This window comes from Mesorhizobium sp., assembly GCF_004963255.1.
Classification (GTDB): Bacteria; Pseudomonadota; Alphaproteobacteria; order Rhizobiales; family Rhizobiaceae; genus Mesorhizobium.
The window spans coordinates 191,566-211,853 of sequence record NZ_SUGA01000006.1; the positions used below are offsets into that span (position 1 = coordinate 191,566).

At 65.5% G+C, this 20,288-nt stretch carries 12 protein-coding genes; 4 read left to right on the plus strand and 8 right to left on the minus strand.

Translation table 11 applies throughout. From position 1 onward, the window contains the following. The first annotated feature begins 31 nt into the window (after positions 1-31). From E5X34_RS10090 to E5X34_RS10100, 3 genes are all read left to right on the plus strand, one after another. Positions 32-8,611, plus strand: coding sequence for a glucoamylase family protein (locus E5X34_RS10090; RefSeq protein ID WP_292563629.1), 8,580 nt, complete (start codon positions 32-34; stop codon positions 8,609-8,611). 375 nt (positions 8,612-8,986) lie between these two features. Beyond that, entirely contained in the window at positions 8,987-10,756 is a 1,770-nt protein-coding gene (locus tag E5X34_RS10095) for a glucan ABC transporter ATP-binding protein/ permease (RefSeq protein ID WP_292195924.1), read from the plus strand. Between the two features lie 198 nt (positions 10,757-10,954). Next, entirely contained in the window at positions 10,955-11,758 is an 804-nt protein-coding gene (locus E5X34_RS10100) for a heme ABC transporter permease (protein WP_292563633.1), read from the plus strand. Between the two features lie 111 nt (positions 11,759-11,869). Here the strand turns inward: E5X34_RS10100 and E5X34_RS10105 are convergent, their stop codons facing one another. Continuing rightward, positions 11,870-12,928 carry a D-TA family PLP-dependent enzyme gene (locus E5X34_RS10105; protein WP_292563636.1) on the minus strand — a complete coding sequence of 353 codons (1,059 nt, stop codon included), beginning with the start codon at positions 12,926-12,928 and terminating at the stop codon, positions 11,870-11,872. 210 nt (positions 12,929-13,138) lie between these two features. On the opposite strand from E5X34_RS10105, the gene E5X34_RS10110 reads away from it, so the two are divergent. Next, on the plus strand, positions 13,139-13,825 hold the full coding sequence (locus E5X34_RS10110) for a D-lyxose/D-mannose family sugar isomerase (protein WP_041011546.1): 687 nt from the start codon (positions 13,139-13,141) through the stop codon (positions 13,823-13,825). A gap of 8 nt (positions 13,826-13,833) precedes the next feature. Here E5X34_RS10110 and E5X34_RS10115 read toward each other — a convergent pair whose 3' ends face one another. The 7 genes from E5X34_RS10115 to E5X34_RS10145 are packed head-to-tail and all read right to left on the minus strand — an operon-like array spanning position 13,834 to position 20,159. Next, complete coding sequence (locus E5X34_RS10115) at positions 13,834-14,187, minus strand: hypothetical protein (protein ID WP_292563639.1); 354 nt, start codon at positions 14,185-14,187, stop codon at positions 13,834-13,836. A gap of 12 nt (positions 14,188-14,199) precedes the next feature. Next, entirely contained in the window at positions 14,200-15,078 is an 879-nt protein-coding gene (locus E5X34_RS10120) for an RDD family protein (RefSeq protein ID WP_292563642.1), read from the minus strand. Then, a complete protein-coding gene (locus E5X34_RS10125) occupies positions 15,065-16,081 on the minus strand; it encodes a stage II sporulation protein M (protein ID WP_292563645.1) in 1,017 nt (338 codons plus the stop codon). Before E5X34_RS10125 ends, E5X34_RS10120 begins: the two co-directional genes overlap by 14 nt. Continuing rightward, complete coding sequence (locus tag E5X34_RS10130; RefSeq protein ID WP_292563648.1) at positions 16,078-17,382, minus strand: DUF58 domain-containing protein; 1,305 nt, start codon at positions 17,380-17,382, stop codon at positions 16,078-16,080. Before E5X34_RS10130 ends, E5X34_RS10125 begins: the two co-directional genes overlap by 4 nt. After that, on the minus strand, positions 17,379-18,335 hold the full coding sequence (locus E5X34_RS10135) for a MoxR family ATPase (RefSeq protein ID WP_292563651.1): 957 nt from the start codon (positions 18,333-18,335) through the stop codon (positions 17,379-17,381). The genes E5X34_RS10130 and E5X34_RS10135 overlap by 4 nt, the downstream gene beginning before the upstream one ends. Next, the gene (locus tag E5X34_RS10140; RefSeq protein WP_292563654.1) at positions 18,322-19,536 is read right to left on the minus strand and encodes a DUF4350 domain-containing protein; all 1,215 of its coding nucleotides are present in this window, start codon (positions 19,534-19,536) and stop codon (positions 18,322-18,324) included. Before E5X34_RS10140 ends, E5X34_RS10135 begins: the two co-directional genes overlap by 14 nt. After that, the gene (locus E5X34_RS10145; RefSeq protein WP_292563657.1) at positions 19,533-20,159 is read right to left on the minus strand and encodes a DUF4129 domain-containing protein; all 627 of its coding nucleotides are present in this window, start codon (positions 20,157-20,159) and stop codon (positions 19,533-19,535) included. Before E5X34_RS10145 ends, E5X34_RS10140 begins: the two co-directional genes overlap by 4 nt. Positions 20,160-20,288 lie beyond the last annotated feature (129 nt).

Consider the following 20,288-nt stretch of genomic DNA (forward strand, 5'->3'; position numbering starts at 1 on the left):
CCGCATTGCGCCCCCGCTTACGGAATTTTCAATGAACATTCAGACCAATCCCAACAAGATCGAACAGACAAGCGCCGGCTTCCCGTTGGTGACGGAAGCGCCGATACGCTCCAATTTCCTGCCTGAGGACCGGCTGCGCGCCTTGGGCGTCGCTTTAGCCAAGGGCGAGGTCAAGGACCTGTTCGGCCTCGCCCCGTTCGAGTTCCAGGCCCGCATCCGCGACAGCGCCAAGAAGATCCTCGAAGTCTACCGTTCGACCAATGCCGCCCAGGCCAAGGGCGAGACCATCACGCCGGCCGCGCAGTGGCTGCTCGACAACAACTATTTGGTCGAGGAGACGATCTTCCAGGTCAAGCGCGACCTGCCGCGCCGCTTCTACCGCCAGCTGCCGACGCTCACGCTCGGCGACGGCACGGTGCTGCCGCGCGCCTTCGTCGTTGCCTGGAGCTATGTCGAGCATTCCGACAGCTCCGTCTCGGCCAACATGTTCAAGGCCATCGTCGAGGGCTTCCAGTCGGTCGAGCCGATGAAGATCGGCGAGCTCTGGGCGCTGCCCTCGTTGCTGCGCTTTGTGCTGATCGAGAACCTGCGTCGCATCGCCGTGCGCGTCGACCGCACCAGGCAGATGCGACACATCGCCAACGAGGTTGCCGACCGAGTGCTGGCGACCGACGACAATGCCGACCGCACCAGGATCCTGTCCAACTACAGCGCGCATGCGCAGGACACCACTTTTGCCACCCAGTTGCTCTACCGCCTGCGCGACGGGTCGCAGAACGCCGGCCGGGCGCTGGAATGGCTGGAAGGCGAGCTGGAAAAGACCGGCTCCGACGCCGAGGAGATCATCATCTCCGAGCATCAGACGCTGTCCAGCGGCAACGTCACCACCGGCAACATCATCCGCGGCCTGCGCCTTATCAACGACGTCGACTGGACGGTCTGGTTCGAAGGCGTCAGCCGCATCGACACGCTGCTGCGTGAGAAGACCGATTTCGCCGACCTCGATTTCTTCTCGCGCGACCAGTACCGCACCGCGATCGAGCAACTGGCGCGGCGCTCCGAGCTGTCCGAATATCGGGTGGCCGAAAAGGCGATCGAGCTTGCCGGCCACACGCCCGGCGTCACCGATGCATCCGGTGTACCGGAAACGGCGGACCCGGACGTGCATACCGATGTCGGCTTCTTCCTGGTCGGGCCGCGCCGTCAGGAGCTGGAAAAGGCGATCGGCTACCGGCCGCCTTTCTATGTGACCTTCAAGCGTGCCTTTGCCAGCGCTGGCTGGATGGGCATCGTCGGCCCGGTTTTCCTTCTGACGGCGCTGCTGCTGGTTTTGTCGGGCAGGGCGCTCGCCAATCTCGGCCTGTCGGTGGAATCGATCACGCTGATGCTGGCGCTGTTCGCGGTGCCGGCAAGCGAAGGCGCGCTGGCCTTCTTCAACACCGTCGTGGCGCTGTTTCTCAAGCCGACCCGGCTTGTCGGCTACGACTACAACAAGCACGGTATTCCAGTGCAGGCGCGCACGCTGGTCGTGGTGCCCTCGCTGATCGGCTCGCGCGACGACGTCGAGGAAAACATCCGCAACATCGAGGTGCACCACCTCGCCAACACGGCCGAAGAGATCCATTTCGCGCTGTTGTCCGACTGGCCGGATTCCAAGACCGAGATCGACGCCGCCGACATCGAGATCCTGCAATATGCCCGTGACGAGATCGCCAGGCTCAACGCCCGCTATCCGTCGGAAGGCTCGCCGCGCTTCTACCTCTTGCATCGCCGCCGGCTCTACAACCAGGCGCAGGGCTGCTGGATGGGCTGGGAGCGCAAGCGTGGCAAGCTGCACGAGCTGAACCTTCTCTTGCGTGGCGACAGCGACACCACCTTCCTGCCGCTCGACGTGCCGCTGCCGGAAAAGGTCGTCTATGTGATGACGCTCGACGCCGACACGCGCACGACGCGCGATGCGGTTTCGAGCCTGGTCGGCAAGCTCGCCCATCCGCTGAACCGCCCGCATTTCGATCCGGTCAAGCGCGTCGTCACGGCCGGCTACACCATCCTGCAGCCGCGCATCACGGCCTCGCTGACCAGCGGCGACGATGCCTCCTTCTTCCAGCGCGTCTTCTCGGCCAATCGCGGCCTCGACCCTTATGTCTTCGCCGTATCCGACGTCTACCAGGACGTCTTCGGCGACGGTTCCTTCACCGGCAAGGGCCTCTACCATGTCGACGCCTTCGAGGCGGCGCTGAAGAACCGCATCGACGAAAACACCATCCTCAGCCACGACCTGCTCGAAGGCGCGCTCTCGCGCGCCGCTTTGGTCACCGACGTCGAGCTGGTCGAGGACTATCCCACCCGCTACTCGGTCGACGCCTCGCGCCATCACCGTTGGGCGCGGGGCGACTGGCAGCTGCTCGGCTACATTTTCGACCCGCGCTCCGGCGTGCCGGCGCTGTCGCGCTGGAAGATGGTCGACAATCTGCGCCGCTCGGTCACCCCGATCTTCTGGGTCATGGCCTGCGTCGCGGGCTGGACGCTGCTGCCCTTCACCCAGGCGGCGCAGTGGCAGGCGCTTATGATCCTCAGCCTGTTCATGGCGCCTACCTTCGACATCGTGAACGGCATCCTGCCCAAGAGCGGCGACCAGACGCCGCGCGGCCACTTCTCGGCGCTTGCGCGCGACACTGTGTTCGGCACTGCGCTTGTGGCGCTGAAGGTGCTGTTGATGGCGCATCTCGCCTGGATGATGGGCGACGCCATCATCCGCACCATCTACCGCCTCTTCGTCAGCCGGCAGAACCTGCTCGAATGGCGCACCGCCTCGCAGGCGGCCAAGGGCGGCAACGATCTCGGCGCCTATTACGGCATGATGTATGGCGCGGTGATCATCGGCGTGGTGGGCCTCGCCATTCCGGTGCTGGCCGATTCCACCGGCGCCTTCGTCGCCTTCTTCTTCGCCATCTTCTGGATCGCGTCTCCCGCCGTCGCCTGCTGGATCAGCCGTTCGGCCGAGACCGAGGACAGGCTGCGCATCTCGAGCGCCGACATCCAGGTGCTGCGTACCTTCGCGCGCCGCACATGGCACTATTTCGAGACCTTCGTCACGCCCGAGCAGCATCATTTGCCGCCGGACAATTTCCAGGAAAGCCCGGCGCCGGTGGTGGCGCCGCGCACCTCGCCGACCAATATCGGCGTCTATCTGCTGTCGGTGGTGTCGGCGCGCGATTTCGGCTGGATCAGCCTGTCGGATGCCATCACCCGCATCGACGCCACGATGACGACCATCGAGAACATGCCGCGCGACCGCGGCCATCTCTACAACTGGTATGACACGACGACGCTGAAGCCGCTCTATCCACTTTACATCTCGGCGGTCGACAGCGGCAATCTCGCCGGACATCTGGTCGCGGTTGCGGCCTCCTGCGCCGAATGGGCCGAAGCGCCGTCCGTGCATCTGCAGGGTGATTTCGAAGGCATCATCGACACCGTCACCATCCTCGACGAAAGCCTGGAAGAGCTGCCGGACGATCGCCGGCAGCTGCGGCCGCTGCGCCAGCGCCTGGCCGACCGTCTCGACGGCATGCGCCGCGCGGTTGCGACCATCAAGGCGCAGCCGGAGATGGCCTCGATCCGCACCATCAACCTTGCCGTGCTCGCCGGCGAGATCCGCAAGCTCGCCACCGCCATCCACACCGAGGCGGCCTCGCCCAAGAGCGATGTCATCGCCGACTGGGCGGCGAGGCTCGAGGCGACCTGCGAGGCGCATGTGCACGATTCGCACAATGACGAGAGCGCCGTCGCCGCTCTGCGCGCCAAGCTGCTCGCTCTGCGCGAGCGCTGCCGCCGCTACGCCTTCGAGATGGATTTCTCCTTCCTGATGCGCCAGGAGCGCAAGCTGCTCTCGATCGGCTACCGCGTCGAGGACCGCCAGCTCGACGAAAGCTGCTACGACCTTCTCGCATCCGAGGCGCGGCTGACGAGCCTGTTCGCCATCGCCAAGGGCGACCTGCCGACCGAGCATTGGTTCCGTCTGGGACGCCCGATCGTCGAGATCGGCTTCCAGGGCGCGCTGATGTCCTGGTCGGGCTCGATGTTCGAGTATCTGATGCCGCCTCTGGTGATGAAGGAGCCGCAGGGCTCGATCCTCAACCAGACCAGCAAGCTCATCATCAAGCGCCAGATCCAGTATGCGCGTTCCAAGAACGTGCCCTGGGGCATTTCGGAAGCGGCCTACAACGCCCGCGACCGCGAGCTCACCTATCAGTACACCAATTTCGGCGTGCCCGGCCTCGGCCTGAAGCGCGGCCTTGGCCAGAACACCGTGATCGCGCCCTATGCGACGATTCTCGCGGCGCAGTTCAGCCCGCGCGAGGCGGTGCAGAACCTGCAGAGGTTGCGCTCGATCGGCGCGCTTGGCCGCCACGGTTTCTATGACGCGGTCGATTTCACGCCGCAGCGCGTGCCTGAAGGCACCGACCATGCGGTGGTGCAGAACTATATGGCGCACCATTCCGGCATGTCGATTGCCGCTGTCGCCGACGCCATTTTCGAGGGCCGGCTGCGCGAGCGTTTCCACAGCGATCCGGTGATCGAGTCGGCCGAGCTTCTCCTGCAGGAGAAGGCGCCGCGCGACATTCCGACCGCGACCGTCAGGACGGAAGCCGACGAGCGATCGAAGGACGAGACCGAGACGGAGAGCCCGGACAGCCGCGTCATCCTTGATCCCATCAAGGCGCTGCGGGCGACCAACGTCATGTCCAACGGCCGCTATTCGGTCATGGTCACCGCGACCGGCTCCGGCTACAGCCGCTTCGGCGAGCTTGCCGTCACCCGCTGGCAGCCGGATCCGAGCGAGGATCGCCTCGGCTCCTACATCTTCCTGCGCGACACCGCGACGGGCGACTGGTGGTCCGCCACCGCCGAGCCGAAGCGCGCCGAGGGCGAGCGCGTCCAGACGCTGTTCGGCGACGACAAGGCGAGCTTCACCAAGTCCGTCGGCTCGCTGCGTTCCGAGGTCGAGTGCATCGTCATTTCCGAGGGCAATGGCGAAGGCCGCCGCATCACCCTCTACAATGACGGTGTCACCGACCGGCATATCGAGGTGACATCCTTCGCCGAGCTGGTGCTCGGCAACGAGGCCTCGGACAACGCCCATCCGGCCTTCTCCAAGATGTTCGTCGAGACCGAGATCGCGCCGAACAACAGCGCGATCTTCGCCACGCGCCGCAAGCGCGACAAGAACGACCCCGACCTTACCATGGTGCATTTCGTCACCGACCCGTCGGGCCCGTCGCGCGATGCCGAGGCCGAAACCGATCGGCGCGCCTTCATCGGCCGCGGCCGCACCATCGCCGATGCCGTCGCCTTCGACCCCGGCGTCCGGCTTTCCGGCAGCCAGGGCTTCACGCTGGACCCCGTGGCGGCGCTGCGCCGCCAGGTGCGCGTGCCGGCCAACAAGAAGATCTCGCTGACCTTTTGGACCGCCGTCGGCGCCAATCGCGCCGAGCTCGACGAGGCGATCGCCCGGCTCGACCATCAGGAGAGCTTCGCCCGCCAGGCGATGCTTGCCTGGACGCGCAGCCAGGTGCAGACGCGCCATCTGGGCCTCAGCCTCACCGACGCCGCCAATGTGCAGAAGCTGGCGCGCTACCTGATCTATCCCGATCCGTTCCTGCGCCTGCCGGCGGAATCCATCGCCTCGGGTCTCGGCCGCCAGTCGAGCCTGTGGCCGACCAGCATCTCCGGCGATTTCCCGATCTTCCTCGTGCGCATCGGCGACGTCGCCGATCTCGAGATCGTCGCCCAGGCGCTGCGCTTCCAGGAATATATGCGGGCGCGCGGCATGATGATCGACTTCGTCGTCGTCAACGAGCAGGCCTCGTCCTATGTGCAGGACCTGCAGCGCGCGGTGGAGACGCTGTGCGAGAACAGCCGCCTGCGCGGCCGCGAGCTTGGGCCGCGCCAGCACATCTTCGCGGTGCGCCGCGACCTGATGGACGAGCCGACCTACAAGACCCTGCTGTCGGTCGCGCGGGTGGTTCTTCACACCCGCAACGGCACGATCTTCGATCAGCTCGAACGCGCCGAGACCGCGGCGCTGCAGGCCCGCGATGCCTTGCTGCAGGCCGAGGGCGGTTCACCGCGCGAACCCAGCCCTCCGCTGCCTTTGCCGGTGCCGGCAAGCCAGGCTGGAGCCGATATCGCCGCCGACGGCCGAGGCCTCAGCCTCTGGAACGGCTATGGCGGCTTCGACGGCGACGGCCGCCACTATGTCACGCGGCTGACCGGACGGCGTGTGACGCCGCAGCCCTGGATCAACGTCATCTCCAACGCCTCCTTCGGCTTCCACGTCTCGGCCGAAGGCGCAGGCTTCACCTGGAGCCGCAACAGCCGCGACTATCAGCTGACGCCATGGTCGAACGATCCGGTGTCGAACCGGCCGGGCGAGGGCTTCTATGTCTTCGACCATGCCAGCGGCAAGGCGTTCTCGCCGATGGCGGCGACGGTCCGCGATCCGTCGATGACGTATGAGACCTGGCACGGCCAGGGCTTTTCGACCTTCCGCTCCAAGCGCGGCCCGTTGTCGATGGACCTGACGCAGGTGGTGGATCCCGTCGATCCGGTGAAGATCAGCCGGTTGCGCATCCAGAATTCCGGATCGGTGCCGGCGCGGCTGCGCGTCTATGCCTATGCCGAATGGGTGCTGGGCGGCCATCGCTCGCGCACGGCGGCGACCATCGTGCCCGCGCGGGACACGGCAACAGGGGCCATGCTGGCGCAGAACCCCTACGGCCTCGACTTCGGCGAGCGTGTCGCCTTCCTGGGCGCAAGCCATCCGATCCATTCGGTGACCGCCGACCGCTCCGAATTCATCGGCAGGCACGGCACGACGGAGTATCCGCAGGCCGTGCTGGGCGGGCTTGCGCTCTCCGGTCGCATCGAGGCGGGCGATGACCCTTGCGCGGTCGTCGCCAGCGACATCGACATCCCCGCCGGCGGCGACGTCACGCTGTCCTGGCTGCTCGGCGACGCGGCAACGCCCGCCGAGGCAAGCGCGCTGGTGCAGACCCATCGCGGCAAGGATTTCGACCAGCGCCTTGCCGACAATGAAAAGGCCTGGCGCGGCTTCCTCGACACCATCCAGGTCGAGACGCCGGACGAGGCGATGAACGCCATGGTCAACCACTGGCTGCCTTACCAGAGCCTGGCCTGCCGCATCCGCGCGCGCTCGGCGTTCTACCAGGCCAGCGGCGCCTTCGGCTTCCGCGACCAGTTGCAGGACACGCTCGCCCTTCTGGCGCATGATCCGAAGCTGGCGCGCGACCAGATCCTCAATGCGGCGCGCCGGCAGTTCCCGGAGGGCGACGTGCAGCACTGGTGGCTGCCGCGCACCGATGCCGGCGTCCGCACCATGATCTCGGACGACGTCGTCTGGCTGGCGCATGCGACGGCGCGCTACATCGAGGTGACCGGCGACGCCGCTATCCTCAAGGAGCAGTTGCCCTTCATCGACGGGCAGCAACTCGGCGAAGGCGAGCATGACGCCTTCTTCACGCCCGAGATCACCAAGAACACCGCTTCGCTCTACGATCATTGCGCGCGGGCGCTCGATCTCGCGATCAAGCGCAGCAGCCCTGCCGGCCTGCCGCTCATCCTGGGCGGCGACTGGAACGACGGCATGAACCGTGTCGGCGAGGGCGGCAAGGGCGAGAGCGTGTGGCTGGGCTGGTTCCTCCTGAAGACCCTCACCGACTTTGCGCCTGTCGCCAAAGGGCAGGGCGATGCCAAGCGGGCGCAGGCCTGGTTGAAGCACGCCGACATGCTGAAGCGGGCGCTGGAAAGCACCGCCTGGGACGGTCAATGGTACCGGCGCGGCAGTTTCGACGACGGCACGCCGCTCGGCTCGCACAATTCGGACGAGTGCAAGATCGACTCGATCGCTCAATCCTGGAGCGTGCTGTCGGGCGAGGGCGATCCGGCCCGCTCGACGACGGCCATGGAGCAGGCGACCAACATGCTGGTCGATGACGAGCTCAAGATCGTCAAGCTGTTCACGCCGCCCTTCTCGAAAAGCGAGAAGGACCCCGGCTACATCAAGAGCTATCCGCCGGGCGTGCGTGAGAATGGCGGCCAGTACACCCATGCCGCCACCTGGTTCGTGATCGCGCTGGCCGAAATGGGCCGCACCGACGAAGCCTATCGCTGCTTCTCGATGCTAAACCCGGTCAATCACGCCTCGGACGAGGCGGCGGCCGAGCATTACCGTGTCGAGCCCTATGTCGTGGCCGCCGACATCTATGCCGGCCAAGGCAAGGGCGGCCGCGGCGGCTGGACCTGGTACACGGGCTCGGCCGGCTGGCTTTACCGCGCCGCGGTGGAAGGCATCCTCGGCATCGAGCGGCGCGGCAGGGAGATCACGTTTAGGCCGAAGCTGCCCGGACACTGGGATGGTTACGCCGCGACGCTCAAGATGTTCGGCGGCGAGATCAAGGTTCGGGTCATCCGCGACAAAAAGACCAAGTCGATCTCGCTAGAAGTCGATGGTTCGAAGAAAAAATCTGCATCTTTTGAGCCGAAAGCCGGCGACAAGACCGAGGTCGTCGTAAGGATACCTGCATAAAATCAAAGACTTGGCTTGTCGGCCGCGCATCCCTCGTGGTGCGCGGCCGATCGCCGTTTTTTACTTGGCGCCGCTCCCGCGCGCGATCGCGGGCCTTCCTTTAGGGCAGGCTAAGCAAGCAGGCTGTGATTAAAAATGTGGCAGTGGGAGCAAAGTGCCACTATTTTGCCGCAAGGCTGACATTTCACCTTTTATCTCAAACCGTTAGGTGATCACGTCAGATTTCGTACCGTCGTCATCTTTTGTTCGCTAAATCGGAACGGAAGGGATAGACGACGCATTGTTTCGCGACACGTTTACCGTTACGTGTCACAAAATGGTGCGGTGCACAATTCGGGCATTGAGCACAGACAAGAGTTTGGCGGAGTAGCTGAAGTGTCACTTCTGCAGATCTACTTTAGAGCGCTGGGTTATCTGGCGGCCGACAAGAAGCGCGTCGCGCTGATTTGCGGCGCCAACATCGCGCTCGCCGCGATCGCGATCCTCGAGCCAATCCTGCTGGGCAGGGTGATCGGTGCCATCTCCGAGAAAGGCCCTGTGTTTTCGACGCTCGCCGTATGGGCCGCGCTTGGTGCTTTCAACGTCATTGCCTTCGTGCTGGTGGCGCGCGGCGCCGACCGGTTCGCCCATGCCCGCCGCTCGGAAGTGCTGTGCCAGTCCTTCGAGCGCGTGATCACCATGCCGCTTGCCTGGCATCACCAGCGCGGCACGTCCAATTCGCTGCACACGCTGCTGCGCGCCGTCGAGACCCTGTTCAGCCTATGGCTCGAATTCATGCGCGTGCATCTGTCGACGGCCATCGCGCTGGTGCTGCTGGTGCCGACCGCGCTTGCCATGGATATCCGCATGTCCGTCGTGCTGCTCGGCCTCGGCATTCTCTATGTCGGCATCGGCCGTATCGTCATGCGTCGCACCAAGGCGGGGCAGACCGCCGTCGAGCGCCACTACCACACCGTCTTTGCCCATGTGTCCGACTCGGTCAGCAATGTCGCCGTGCTGCAGAGCTATAACCGCATCGGCCACGAGACCGCGACGCTGAAGCGTTACGTCAAGGACCTGCTCGACGCGCAGAACCCTGTGCTCGACTGGTGGGCGATCGCCAATGCGCTGAACCGCCTGTCGTCGACCATCTCGATGATGATCGTGCTGTCGATCGGCGCCTATCTGGTCACCCGTGGCCAGCTCCGCGTCGGCGATGTCGTCGCCTTCACCGGCTTTGCCGGAATGCTGATCGCCCGTCTCGACCAGATGTCGGCTTTCACCACCCAGATTTCCGAGGCCCGCGCCAAGCTCGAGGATTTCTACCGCCTTGAGGACTCGGCTGCCGAGACCATCGAGCCGGATGGCCTGCGCGAGCTCACCAACGTCACCGGCCATGTGCGCTTCGAGGATGTCAGCTTCGAGTTCGCCAATTCGGGCCACGGCATCGAGGACGTCTCGTTCGAGGTCCAGGCTGGCCAGACGGTCGCCATCGTCGGTCCGACCGGCGCCGGCAAGACGACGCTGATCAATCTCTTGCAGCGGGTCTTCACGCCGTCCAGCGGTCGTATCCTGATCGACGGCATCGACACCAGGACCGTGACCCGCAAGTCGCTGCGCCACTCGATCGCCACCGTCTTCCAGGACGCCGGCCTGCTCAACCGCTCGATCGAGGACAATATCCGCGTCGGCCGCGCCGATGCGAGCAATGACGAAGTGCACGCCGCGGCCAATGCGGCCGCCGCGCAGGACTTCATCCTGGCGAAGAGCAGCGGCTACGACACCGTCGTCGGCGAGCGCGGCGGCCAGCTCTCGGGTGGCGAGCGCCAGCGTATCGCCATCGCCCGCGCCGTGCTGAAGGATGCGCCGATCCTGGTGCTCGACGAGGCCACCAGCGCGCTCGACGTCGAGACCGAGGACCGTGTCAAGGAAGCGATCGACGAGCTGCGCCGCAACCGCACGACCTTCATCATCGCCCACCGCCTGACCACGGTCCGCGACGCCGACCTCGTCGTCTTCATGGACAAGGGCAAGGTGGTCGAGATGGGCGGCTTCACCGAGCTGTCGCTGCGCAACGGCCGCTTCGCCGCCCTGCTGCGTGCCGGCGGCCTGCTCAACGACGAAGAGGTCCGCCGCCTCAGCCGTCCGGTGACGGAAGCGGCGTAAAAGCACAGAGCTCTCCCTTCTCCCCTTGTGGGAGAAGGTGGATCGGCGCGATAGCGCCGAGACGGATGAGGGGTGTTCCAGCGGAGTGAGACGTTGGTGTCATCTGGAACGCCCCTAATCCGTAGCCATCGGCGACACCTTCTCCACAACAGGGGAAGGGAATTGCCCCCGACACATTGCCGGTCTATTTAGGTCGCCATGAGCGACACCACTTCACGCTTTGCCGGTTGGATCGATCTCGCCAACCCGACTCGCTTTGTCGGGCTGGCCGACAAGGTCATTCCGTGGCTGGCGGTGGTGGCGGCGATCCTGCTCTCGGTCGGCCTCTATATGAGCTTCACAGCGCCGGAGGATTTCCAGCAGGGCATCACCGTGCGCATCATGTATATCCACGTCCCCTTCGCCTGGCTCGCCATGATGTGCTACACGATCATGGCGATCTCGGCGCTGGGCACGCTGGTCTGGCGCCACCCGCTGGCCGACGTCGCGCTGAAATCGGCCGCTCCGATCGGCGCCACCTTTACCGCGCTCGCGCTGATCACCGGCTCCATCTGGGGCAAGCCGATGTGGGGCACCTGGTGGGTCTGGGATGCGCGGCTGACCTCTGTCTTCGTGCTTTTCCTGATGTATCTGGGCATCATCGCGCTGACCCGCGCGCTGGACGATGCCGGCCGCGCCGCCTGGGCGGCGGCCATCATCACGCTGGTCGGCTTCATCAACATCCCGATCATCAAATTCTCGGTCGACTGGTGGAACACGCTGCACCAGCCCGCCTCCGTCTTCCGCCTCGGCGGCCCGACCATCGACCCGTCGATGCTGTGGCCGCTTGCCGTGATGGCGCTGGGCTTCACCGTGCTGTTCTTCGCCTTGCATCTGATGGCCATGCGCACGGAGATATTCAGGCGGCGGGTGACGGCGATGCGGAGAGTTGCGGCAAGGCAGGCTGAGAAGGCTCCCCCTTCTCCCCTTGTGGGAGAAGGGGGCCGCGAAGCGGCCGGATGAGGGGTGTTCCAGGGAACGCCATCCTCTCACTCCGCTGGAACACCCCTCATCCGTCTCGGCGCTAACGCGCCGATCCACCTTCTCCCACAAGGGGAGAAGGAGAGGCGCGCTTCACCCCATCTTACCCCTTGCCGCCACCGGCAGCGTTTCCAGCACCGTGTCGCCGTCGATCAGATGCACCTGATCGAACAAATTCGTCACCACGCAGCAATGATCGGGCACGACGCGCACCCGCTCACCGATGCGAAGCCCCGCGCCATCGGCAAGCGTGACGGTGCCGTGCTCCTCGCTCAAGCCGGTGACGCGGGCGCCGGGCATGCCCAGCAACTCGCCGAACTCCGGCAGGCCGAGCGTGTCGGAGGACAGCGCCTTGCTGCCTGAGTCGAGGATGGCGCGGGTCGGCGTCGGGTGGCTGACGACGGTGGCAAGCACCGTCAGCGCGCAGTCGTCCAGCGTGCCGACGCCTTTGGCGACCTGGTAGCGGTCGAGATAGATGTAGGTGCCGGGCCGGTATTCGGTGACGATGCTGTTCTCGCCCGAGCGCCACATATCCGGCGTCCCGCCGCTGGAGACGCGCGGGCATTCAAGCCCCGTCGCGGCAAGCGCGTCCTGCGCGCTTTTCATCCAGGCCTCGGCTTGCGCCGCGCGGCCGGCCGCCGGGTAGGTCATCAGCCCGCCGAAGGCGAGGCCCTTGGCTTGGTCGATCACCTTGGCCAGCGCCACCGCATCGGCCGGGGTCTGCACGCCGCAGCGGCCCATGCTGGTGTCGCACTCGACCAGCACCTGCAGCGGATGACCGGCATCGGTGAAGGTGGCGGCCAGGCCTTCCAGCGTCTCATGGCTGTCCGCCGTCACCGAAAGAGTGACGCGCCCATGCAGCGCCTTCAGCCGCTCCAGCTTGGCGCGGCCAAGGATGTTGTAGGGCAGGAAAATATCCTGCAGCCCTGCATCGGCCATCACCTCGGCCTCGCCGATCTTCTGGCAGGTGATACCGACGGCGCCGGCCGCTACCTGCTTCTTGGCCCAATAGGGCAGCTTGTGCGTCTTGATGTGCGGCCGCAGCTTCAATCCATGGGCGTCGGCATGCGCCTGCGCCTTTTTGATGTTGGCTTCGGCGCGGGCCGCATCGATCAGGATCGCCGGCGTGTCGAGGTCGTCTATGCTTGGCATGAAAGTCACCATTCAAAGCATGTCTCCCGGGAGCGGGATCCGGTTTCTGGACAAAGACATGCGCAAAATCGAAAAGTCCGGCTGGGTTTATGGTCCCGATCCGGCCGGATGTCACGGGGCCAGAACAGCGGGTTTGCGTCGACAGCCGACCGGCATTGGGCTATTCGGATGGTCAGATTTCAGCAAGGCATCGGCCGGAGGAGAATCACCATGAAACGCTCCAAGATCAACGACATCATCCGCGAAGCCGACGCCTTCATCCGTTCGTTCGGCTACATCATGCCGCCCTTCGCCTATTGGTCGCCGGAAGAGATGAAGGCGCACAAGGCCGACTCATCGGCAATCTTCACCTCGCGCCTCGGCTGGGACATCACCGACTACGGCCAGGAGAAGTTCGACGAGCTTGGCCTGTTCCTGTTCACCGTGCGCAACGGCCGATACGAGGACATGAAGCTCGGCATGGGCATGCTCTATGCGGAGAAGATCATGATCTCGCGCAAGGACCAGCTCTCGCCGATGCACCGCCACAACATCAAGGCCGAGGACATCATCAACCGCGGCGGCGGCAAGCTGGTGCTGGAACTGTTCATGCACGACCGCGACGGCGGCATCGACCCCAAGGCCGAAGTCTCGGTGCCGGTCGACGGCACCATCACCAGATTGCCGGCCGGCGGGCTCCTGAAGCTCGATCCCGGCCAGAGCGTCACGCTGCTGCCCGGCGTCTGGCACGCCTTCTGGGCCGAGGGCAAGGATGTGCTGATCGGCGAGGTCTCAACCGTCAATGACGATCTCACCGACAACGTCTTCCGCGAGCCGATCGGGCGCTTCTCCAACATCGACGAGGACGTCGCGCCGCTGCACCTTCTGGTGTCGGATTATGAGAAGTGGGTGGGGTAGCCCAGGGCCTAGTCGTCCCAATTCAACTGCTGAAAAAACGTCCAAATGCTGATGGCGCTGTCATCGCTATCGCTCATGCTGTGCAGCGTGAGGATGATGTCCACGGTGGGCGGCGCTTTGATCATCACTGTGATCACGCGTGTCCCATCCTCAGGCACGATACCTATGCCTGAGGTCATTTCCCAATTTCCGCCGGCCTGCTGAAGTCGGGGAGCAGAGTCTTCGAATTGCTCCCTCATCGATGCATCGTTTGCGAACGGTTCATCTGTGAGTTTTGCGAATTCCTCCCAGGATCCCGAAACCGCGGCATCAATGGCACGCTCGATCCTGGCCGCTTCTGCTTTGCTAGTTCTGGCGGGCATCCTCGGCTCCCGTTAGCGCGCATACTTATCCGCCTTGCGGTTCCCGAGCAGCAGCTTGCGTTCCAGATGTGCGCGGAGCTCGCCGTAATAGGCGGTGAGGAAAGCCTTTGAATCGATCGGCTCGACCCTGGCGCCGATCTTGCGGGCGATCGTCTCCGCCACTGCCTTGAGCGCGGAATGATCGTCGCGGCGCAGCACTTCTTCCAGCTTCTGCAGCTCCGCGATGCCATAGGCGTCGAGCTGCGCCGGGCTGAACTGGAAGCGGGAGGCAATCGGGTCCCTGCGCAGCGACAGGTCCTCGACCAGCGCCACTTTCGGCGCTTCGACCACCCAGGTGCCGGCGAGCAGGTCGCCGATCCTCAGCCGGTCGCGGTTGAACAGCGGGAACAGCGAGAACAGCAGCGCCCACACCAGGCCGAAAATGGTCGACAGCGTATCGGCGACATCGGCGCTGGCGCGCGCGGCGAGGATCGACAGCGGCAGGAAAACCTCGATCTCGCGCATCAGGTTGCGCGCGATGACCTGGTCCAGCGTGAGGCCGGCGCCGCTGCGCGACGCGACCCTGACGCCAACCATGCGCTTGCCGGGCGTGGCTGCCCGCCGTCCCGCTTCGAAGGCGATGAAATAGACGTTGCGCAGGAAGAAGATGAAGATGATCCAGACGATGAACAGCGGCTCGGCATCCTGGACGCCAAGCCCGCCAAGGCCGAACAGCGCGACGAGGCTGACCACGATTGCCGCCACGACGATGATCACCACGTCGAGCAGGAATCCGGAAGCCCGGGTGCCGGCATCCGCCAGTTTCACGCGCAGGTCGATGCCCTCCGGCGTGACAAGCGGGCGGATCAATGCCGCCGGGTTCTTGACCTTCGCTGTCCTAGCGGTCGCCATGCCGCACCATCCGGAACAGGTAGAAATAGCAGATCCATAAGGCGAGCATGCCGCCACCGATCGAATAGCGGACGATGTCGCTGGTGATCGTCTGCCGGCCGATGCCCTCCAACAATCCGGCGAAAAGCAGCATCACCGTGACGCCGATCATGGCGGTCGCCGCGACGCGTCCGGCCCGGGCGGCAGCCGCCATCCGGGTCAGTTCGCCGGGAAAGGCGATGCTGGTGCCGATCCGCATACCCGCAGCACCCGCGATGGCGATGGCGAACAGTTCCGTCGTGCCATGGATCGAAAGCCAGCCGCCGAGCTCGAAGCCAAGGCCCTTGGCGGCATAGATCTGGAAAATGGCGCCGAGCATGCAGCCATTCATCAGGACGATCAGCACGCTCGGCACGGCAAAGGCGAAGCCAAGCGCGAAGGCCAGGATCGACACCTGCGTGTTATGTGTGAAGAGATAGGCGGCAAAGCCGGACAGGAAATGGTCGCCGCCGCCGTAAAGCACGCTGCGCAAGACCTCGGCCGACGAATCAGGATTGCGCCCGCCGGCCAGACTCGGCGCGATGATGGCGTCGTACCAGCGCTTGTCGGAGGCGACCAGCCAATAGCCGGCGATCGCGCCGATCACGGTGAGGGCGACCGACGCCCACACTTCGCGCCACAGATCGCGGATTGCCGCCGGCCAATCGCGCAGGAAGAAATCGCCGATGCGCGTGCGCAAACTCCGCCGCGCCCCGTAGAGATAAAAATAGCCGCGCAGGCAGAGCGCCTCGAGATAGGCGATCAGGGCGCTGTCGAGCGAGGTCGCGCGCGCCACCGAAAGCGAGGACAGCGCCGAACGATAGAGCAGGGGGAGCGACAACAATTCGTCTTCCGACAGCGCGCGCGGCGCGCGCTTCTCGACCCGCGCCAGCAGCGCCTCGAACGCTTTCCAGTCGGCCTCGCGCTCCTGGCGGAAGCTCGCCAGCGACTGGCGCACCGCATCGGTGCCGGCGGCGAGCGTCATAGAAGGTTCTCCTCCTTGAGCTGGATATAGCGCTCGACCAGCGCCGGGCCGAGCCGCTGATGGTCGGCCTCGATGACATGCGCGCCGAGCAGCCTGAGCCGGCCGATCACCACCTGCCGCTGCCGCAACAGGTCGCCTGCGGTGACGGAGCGGGCGACATCCTCGGGCGCCGCCGGCGCCATGTCGGCCAGCGTTTCGAGCTCCACGTCCCGCATCAGCATGAACAGCACCAGATGCCGCTCGGTCAGCCGGCCGACGGTGCGCAGCATCAATTCGGCGCTGATCGGGTCGACGAAATCGGTGAAGACGATGACCAGCGAGCGCCGGTCGAGCTTGGCCGACAGCGTGGTCAGCGCCAGGGTGAAGTTGGTCTCCTCGGTCGAATAGTCGATCTCGGCGGCGCGCTTCTGGATCATCGTGAAACTCGGCGAGCCGCGCACCGCGCCGCTGGAGACGCGCGGCCTGGCGTCGAAGGAGAACAGGCTGACGAGATCGCCGCTCTTGAGCGCGATGAAGGCCGACAGAAGGGCCGCCGTCACCGCGCGGTCGACCTTCGGCACGTCGTCGACCGGCTCGCACATCAGCCGGCCGCCGTCGATCGCCAGAACGATGTTGTTGTTTTCCTCGATCCGGAACTCGCGCGCCAAAAGCTTGCCGTGGCGGGCGCTGCGCTTCCAGTCGATCATGCGCCGGCCCATGCCGGGCTGGTAGTCTTTCAGCGCCTCGAACTCGCGGCCCTGTCCAGCGCGCTTCTTGGCATGGCCATCGGCAAGGGCCGAGCGCTGCAGGAGCGTGATCGCCTCGTCGCGCGCGCTGTTGACGTTGGGCAGCACCGCGACCTTGCGGTCGACCGGCAATATGACCTGGTTCCACACCAGCCCGAACGGGCCCTGCCAGCGCAGCCAGAGCCGGTCGAAGCTGGCCATGCCGCGGCGGATGGCCTCGAATTCGAGATCGATCGTGCCGCCACCGGCCGGCAGCGCGCCGCCTGTGCCGGCGACCGGCTGAACCCGCTGGTCGTGCCCGACACGCGCCTGCAGGCGCCGCAACTTTGCCCCGACACCGGCCGCGATGTGCAACGTGAAGCGACCGCCGATGCCCACCTGCGGCGGCGCCGTTAGCGTGGCATCGAGCGAGGCGCGGCCTCTGCCCGCGGCCGCATCCACCGCCAGGAAGGCAAGCAGAACGCAGATCCACAACAGGCCGAGATACCAGACAGAGGGCAGCGCGAGCGCGATCAGGAAGGCGGGGATCGCCCCCGCCGCCGCTGCCCAGACCGCTCGCCCGCTCGGATAGATCAACGGGGCGCTTCCGTATGGTCGACGAGGTCGGAGACGATCTGCTCGACCAGCCGCCCGTCGATCTGTGCGGCCGGCGAAAGCACGACGCGGTGGCGCAGCGCCGGTACGGCCAAGGCCTTGACGTCGTCCGGGATGACATAGTTGCGGCCGTCGAGCGCCGCCCTGGCGCGTGCGGCTCTCGCCAGCATGGCGCCCGCGCGAGGGCTGGCGCCGACCTCCAGGTCGGGGCTTTCGCGCGTGCCGCGCACAAGTGCCGCGATATAGCCGACGACATCACCGACCAGCGTGACGTCGCCGACGGTCGCAAGTGCGGCTTCGAGCGTCTTGCGGTCGGTCTGCGCCCTGATGCCGTATTGCCCGATATCGTGCGAGGCCGAGCCGCCGCCGTGGTTGACGATGATGGCGCGCTCTTCCGCGAGGTCCGGATAGCTTACCCGGTGCTTGAACAGGAAGCGGTCGAGCTGAGCCTCGGGCAGCGGATAGACGCCCTGATGCTCGATCGGGTTCTGCGTTGCCACCACCATGAAATTCCGCCCAAGTGAATGCGTCGTGCCGTCGAAGGTGACGGCGTGTTCCTGCATGGCTTCTAGCAGGGCGGCCTGCGTCTTCGGCGGCGTGCGGTTGATTTCGTCGGCGAGCAGCAGATCGCAGAAGATCGGGCCGCGCGTCAGCGTGAACTGCCCGGTCTGGAAATTGTAGATGTTGGCGCCGACGATGTCGCCGGGCATCAGGTCGGGCGTGAACTGGATGCGGCCATAGGCGACGCCGAGCGCCTGCGCGAAGCAGCGCGCCGTCATGGTCTTGGCGGTGCCCGGCGGGCCTTCGAGCAGGATATGGCCGCCGGCAAACAGCGCCGTCAACATCAGGTCGACCGTGTCGTGCTGGCCGGTGATCGCTTTCGCCACTTCTTCCCTGATCGCGTTCGCCAGGGCCTTCACTTCATCGACGTTCACCGAGCCTCCTTGTCGTCCAGTCATGCAGCTGTTCGGCTGCTTCATGCATTGCTGCCAAATTGTTGGATTCGTTCGCGGCCTGGAAGCGCCGGGTGAAGCCGTGCGCCTCGCTTTTATCGCGGGAATCGAGCCACCGGTCGAGCGCCTCGCCCTGCAGCCCGTGCGGCGCGCCAAGCAGCGCGCCGGCGCGCTGCCGCACCAGCGCCGCGTATCGGTCGCCGAGCCCCTGCAACCGCCCGGCGCGCCTGAGCAGCGTCGCCGTGGTGTCGACCAGCGCCCGCTTGCCGAAGGCGATGGCGCGGCCTTCCGCCCTTGGCGGCCCGAAGCGGCCGAGTCCGTGCAGGAAGGCAAGCGCGGCCGCCACCAGCACCGAAAGCGTCAGCGCCAGGAAAGGCGGTTCGACCAGGAGCTTGGCGAGATCGTATTTCTGGCCGATGCCGTGCAGCGTCAGGTCGAACATGACCGCGCCCTTGGCGGGCTCCAGCATGGCGATCATGTCGAGCGCGGCGGCTGCCGTCTGCTCGTCCTTCAGCCCGGCATTGTTGATGAAGTCGGGATCGGTGAGGATATAGAAGGGTTCGTTGTCGAGCTCGGTGAGGATGGCTTTGCCGTCACCGGCCGCGATCAGCGGATGATCGTCCGCCACCCATTGCAGTTCGTCCGGCGCGGCGATCTTGCGGCCTTGGACATCGATCGTGTCGGCCGTCGGCTTGCCTTCGCCAAGCTTCGCCTTGGCGATGCGACCGAGCCAGTCGTTGACGACCGAGTTCGGCAGCCGTTCGATTTTTGTTTCCCAACCGTCCCGGCCCAGCAACGGCATGGTCTGCCATTTCGGCAACACGAACAGCGTGTCCTTGCCCGAGCGCAGCTTGATGAGGTGATCGAGCGCGGCCGGGTCGCTGCCCGGCGCGATGGTGACGACGAGCAGGAAGGTCGAAGCCAGCGGCGAATCCAGATCCTTCTCGCCGCGGTCCATCGGCGGCGCCTGTCCATTGGTGAGCTTCAGCCATTCGACAAGCCCGGCATAACCGGTGCCGCCTTTCGAAAACGGCGTGGCGCCGCCTTCAGGCTGGCGGAAATCGGGCGCATAGGTGGACAGCAGGAAGAAGCCGGCAGCGGCCAGAAGGCTGGCGAAAATGCCCCAGAACAACGTCTTGCGGCTGAACGGTTCCTGCACTGTTTCCGTCGTCGCCGCGCTCATGCCCAGGCGTCCCGGAAGGCGAAACGCTCGTAGGCGCCGCGCGCCTGCCGCCAGCCTTCGGCGCCGACGGGCCGCCGGGCAAACAGCGCGGCTTCGACAATGCGGGCGATCTCGCTGAAGGCGGCGCGGGGCCGGGTGGGGATCGAGCTGGCGGCCGCGATGTCGCGCGCGGTGAGCGACGGTCGCAGGAAGTCTGGCAAGCGGGTGGCGATATCGGCGACGCTGCGGCGCAACAGAAGATGCACCGCCTCGTCAAACTCGCCACGCGCGGCGAGCGCATCGGCCTCGGAGAGCAGGACCTGGGCGACTTCAGCGTCCGGGCGCCATTCCTCCTTATCCTCGGTCTCCTGGCGCTTGCGCCGCCAGGGCAGCCGCCAGGCGACGCCTTTGGCTTCAAGGAGGAGCAGAAAAGCGATGATCGCGACCCCGATGATCACCGCGCCCCAGAACAGATAGATCATGTAGGGGCCGAGCTTGGCCAGTCCGTCCAGCAACGGCTTCAGCCACTGCGGCGGCTCGGGCCGCACATAGGTCGGCAGCCCGAACTGGATCGAATCGTCAGTCAGCAGCTGCTTGTGCAACTGTGCCAGCCGTTCCGCGTCTTCCGTCCCTGCGGCTGTCACCCGCCCGTTTCCCCTGCAACCTGCGGTTCGGGACCGACACTGGCAATACGCCATGACAATTGCAAGTGCACTGGACGCAGCCCCGCAATCTTGGCAAATTTACTTTGAAGTCACCGATCGGATGAGACG

What these genes read in the sequence shown, in the direction of transcription:
- E5X34_RS10120 (WP_292563642.1), bottom strand. Translation starts at nt 15,078, where the DNA reads ATGGCGACCGCTAGGACAGCGAAGGTCAAGAACCCGGCGGCATTGATC.
- E5X34_RS10105 (WP_292563636.1), bottom strand. Translation starts at nt 12,928, where the DNA reads ATGCCAAGCATAGACGACCTCGACACGCCGGCGATCCTGATCGATGCG.
- E5X34_RS10100 (WP_292563633.1), top strand. Translation starts at nt 10,955, where the DNA reads ATGAGCGACACCACTTCACGCTTTGCCGGTTGGATCGATCTCGCCAAC.
- E5X34_RS10125 (WP_292563645.1), bottom strand. Translation starts at nt 16,081, where the DNA reads ATGACGCTCGCCGCCGGCACCGATGCGGTGCGCCAGTCGCTGGCGAGC.
- E5X34_RS10115 (WP_292563639.1), bottom strand. Translation starts at nt 14,187, where the DNA reads ATGCCCGCCAGAACTAGCAAAGCAGAAGCGGCCAGGATCGAGCGTGCC.
- E5X34_RS10140 (WP_292563654.1), bottom strand. Translation starts at nt 19,536, where the DNA reads ATGAGCGCGGCGACGACGGAAACAGTGCAGGAACCGTTCAGCCGCAAG.
- E5X34_RS10090 (WP_292563629.1), top strand. Translation starts at nt 32, where the DNA reads ATGAACATTCAGACCAATCCCAACAAGATCGAACAGACAAGCGCCGGC.
- E5X34_RS10110 (WP_041011546.1), top strand. Translation starts at nt 13,139, where the DNA reads ATGAAACGCTCCAAGATCAACGACATCATCCGCGAAGCCGACGCCTTC.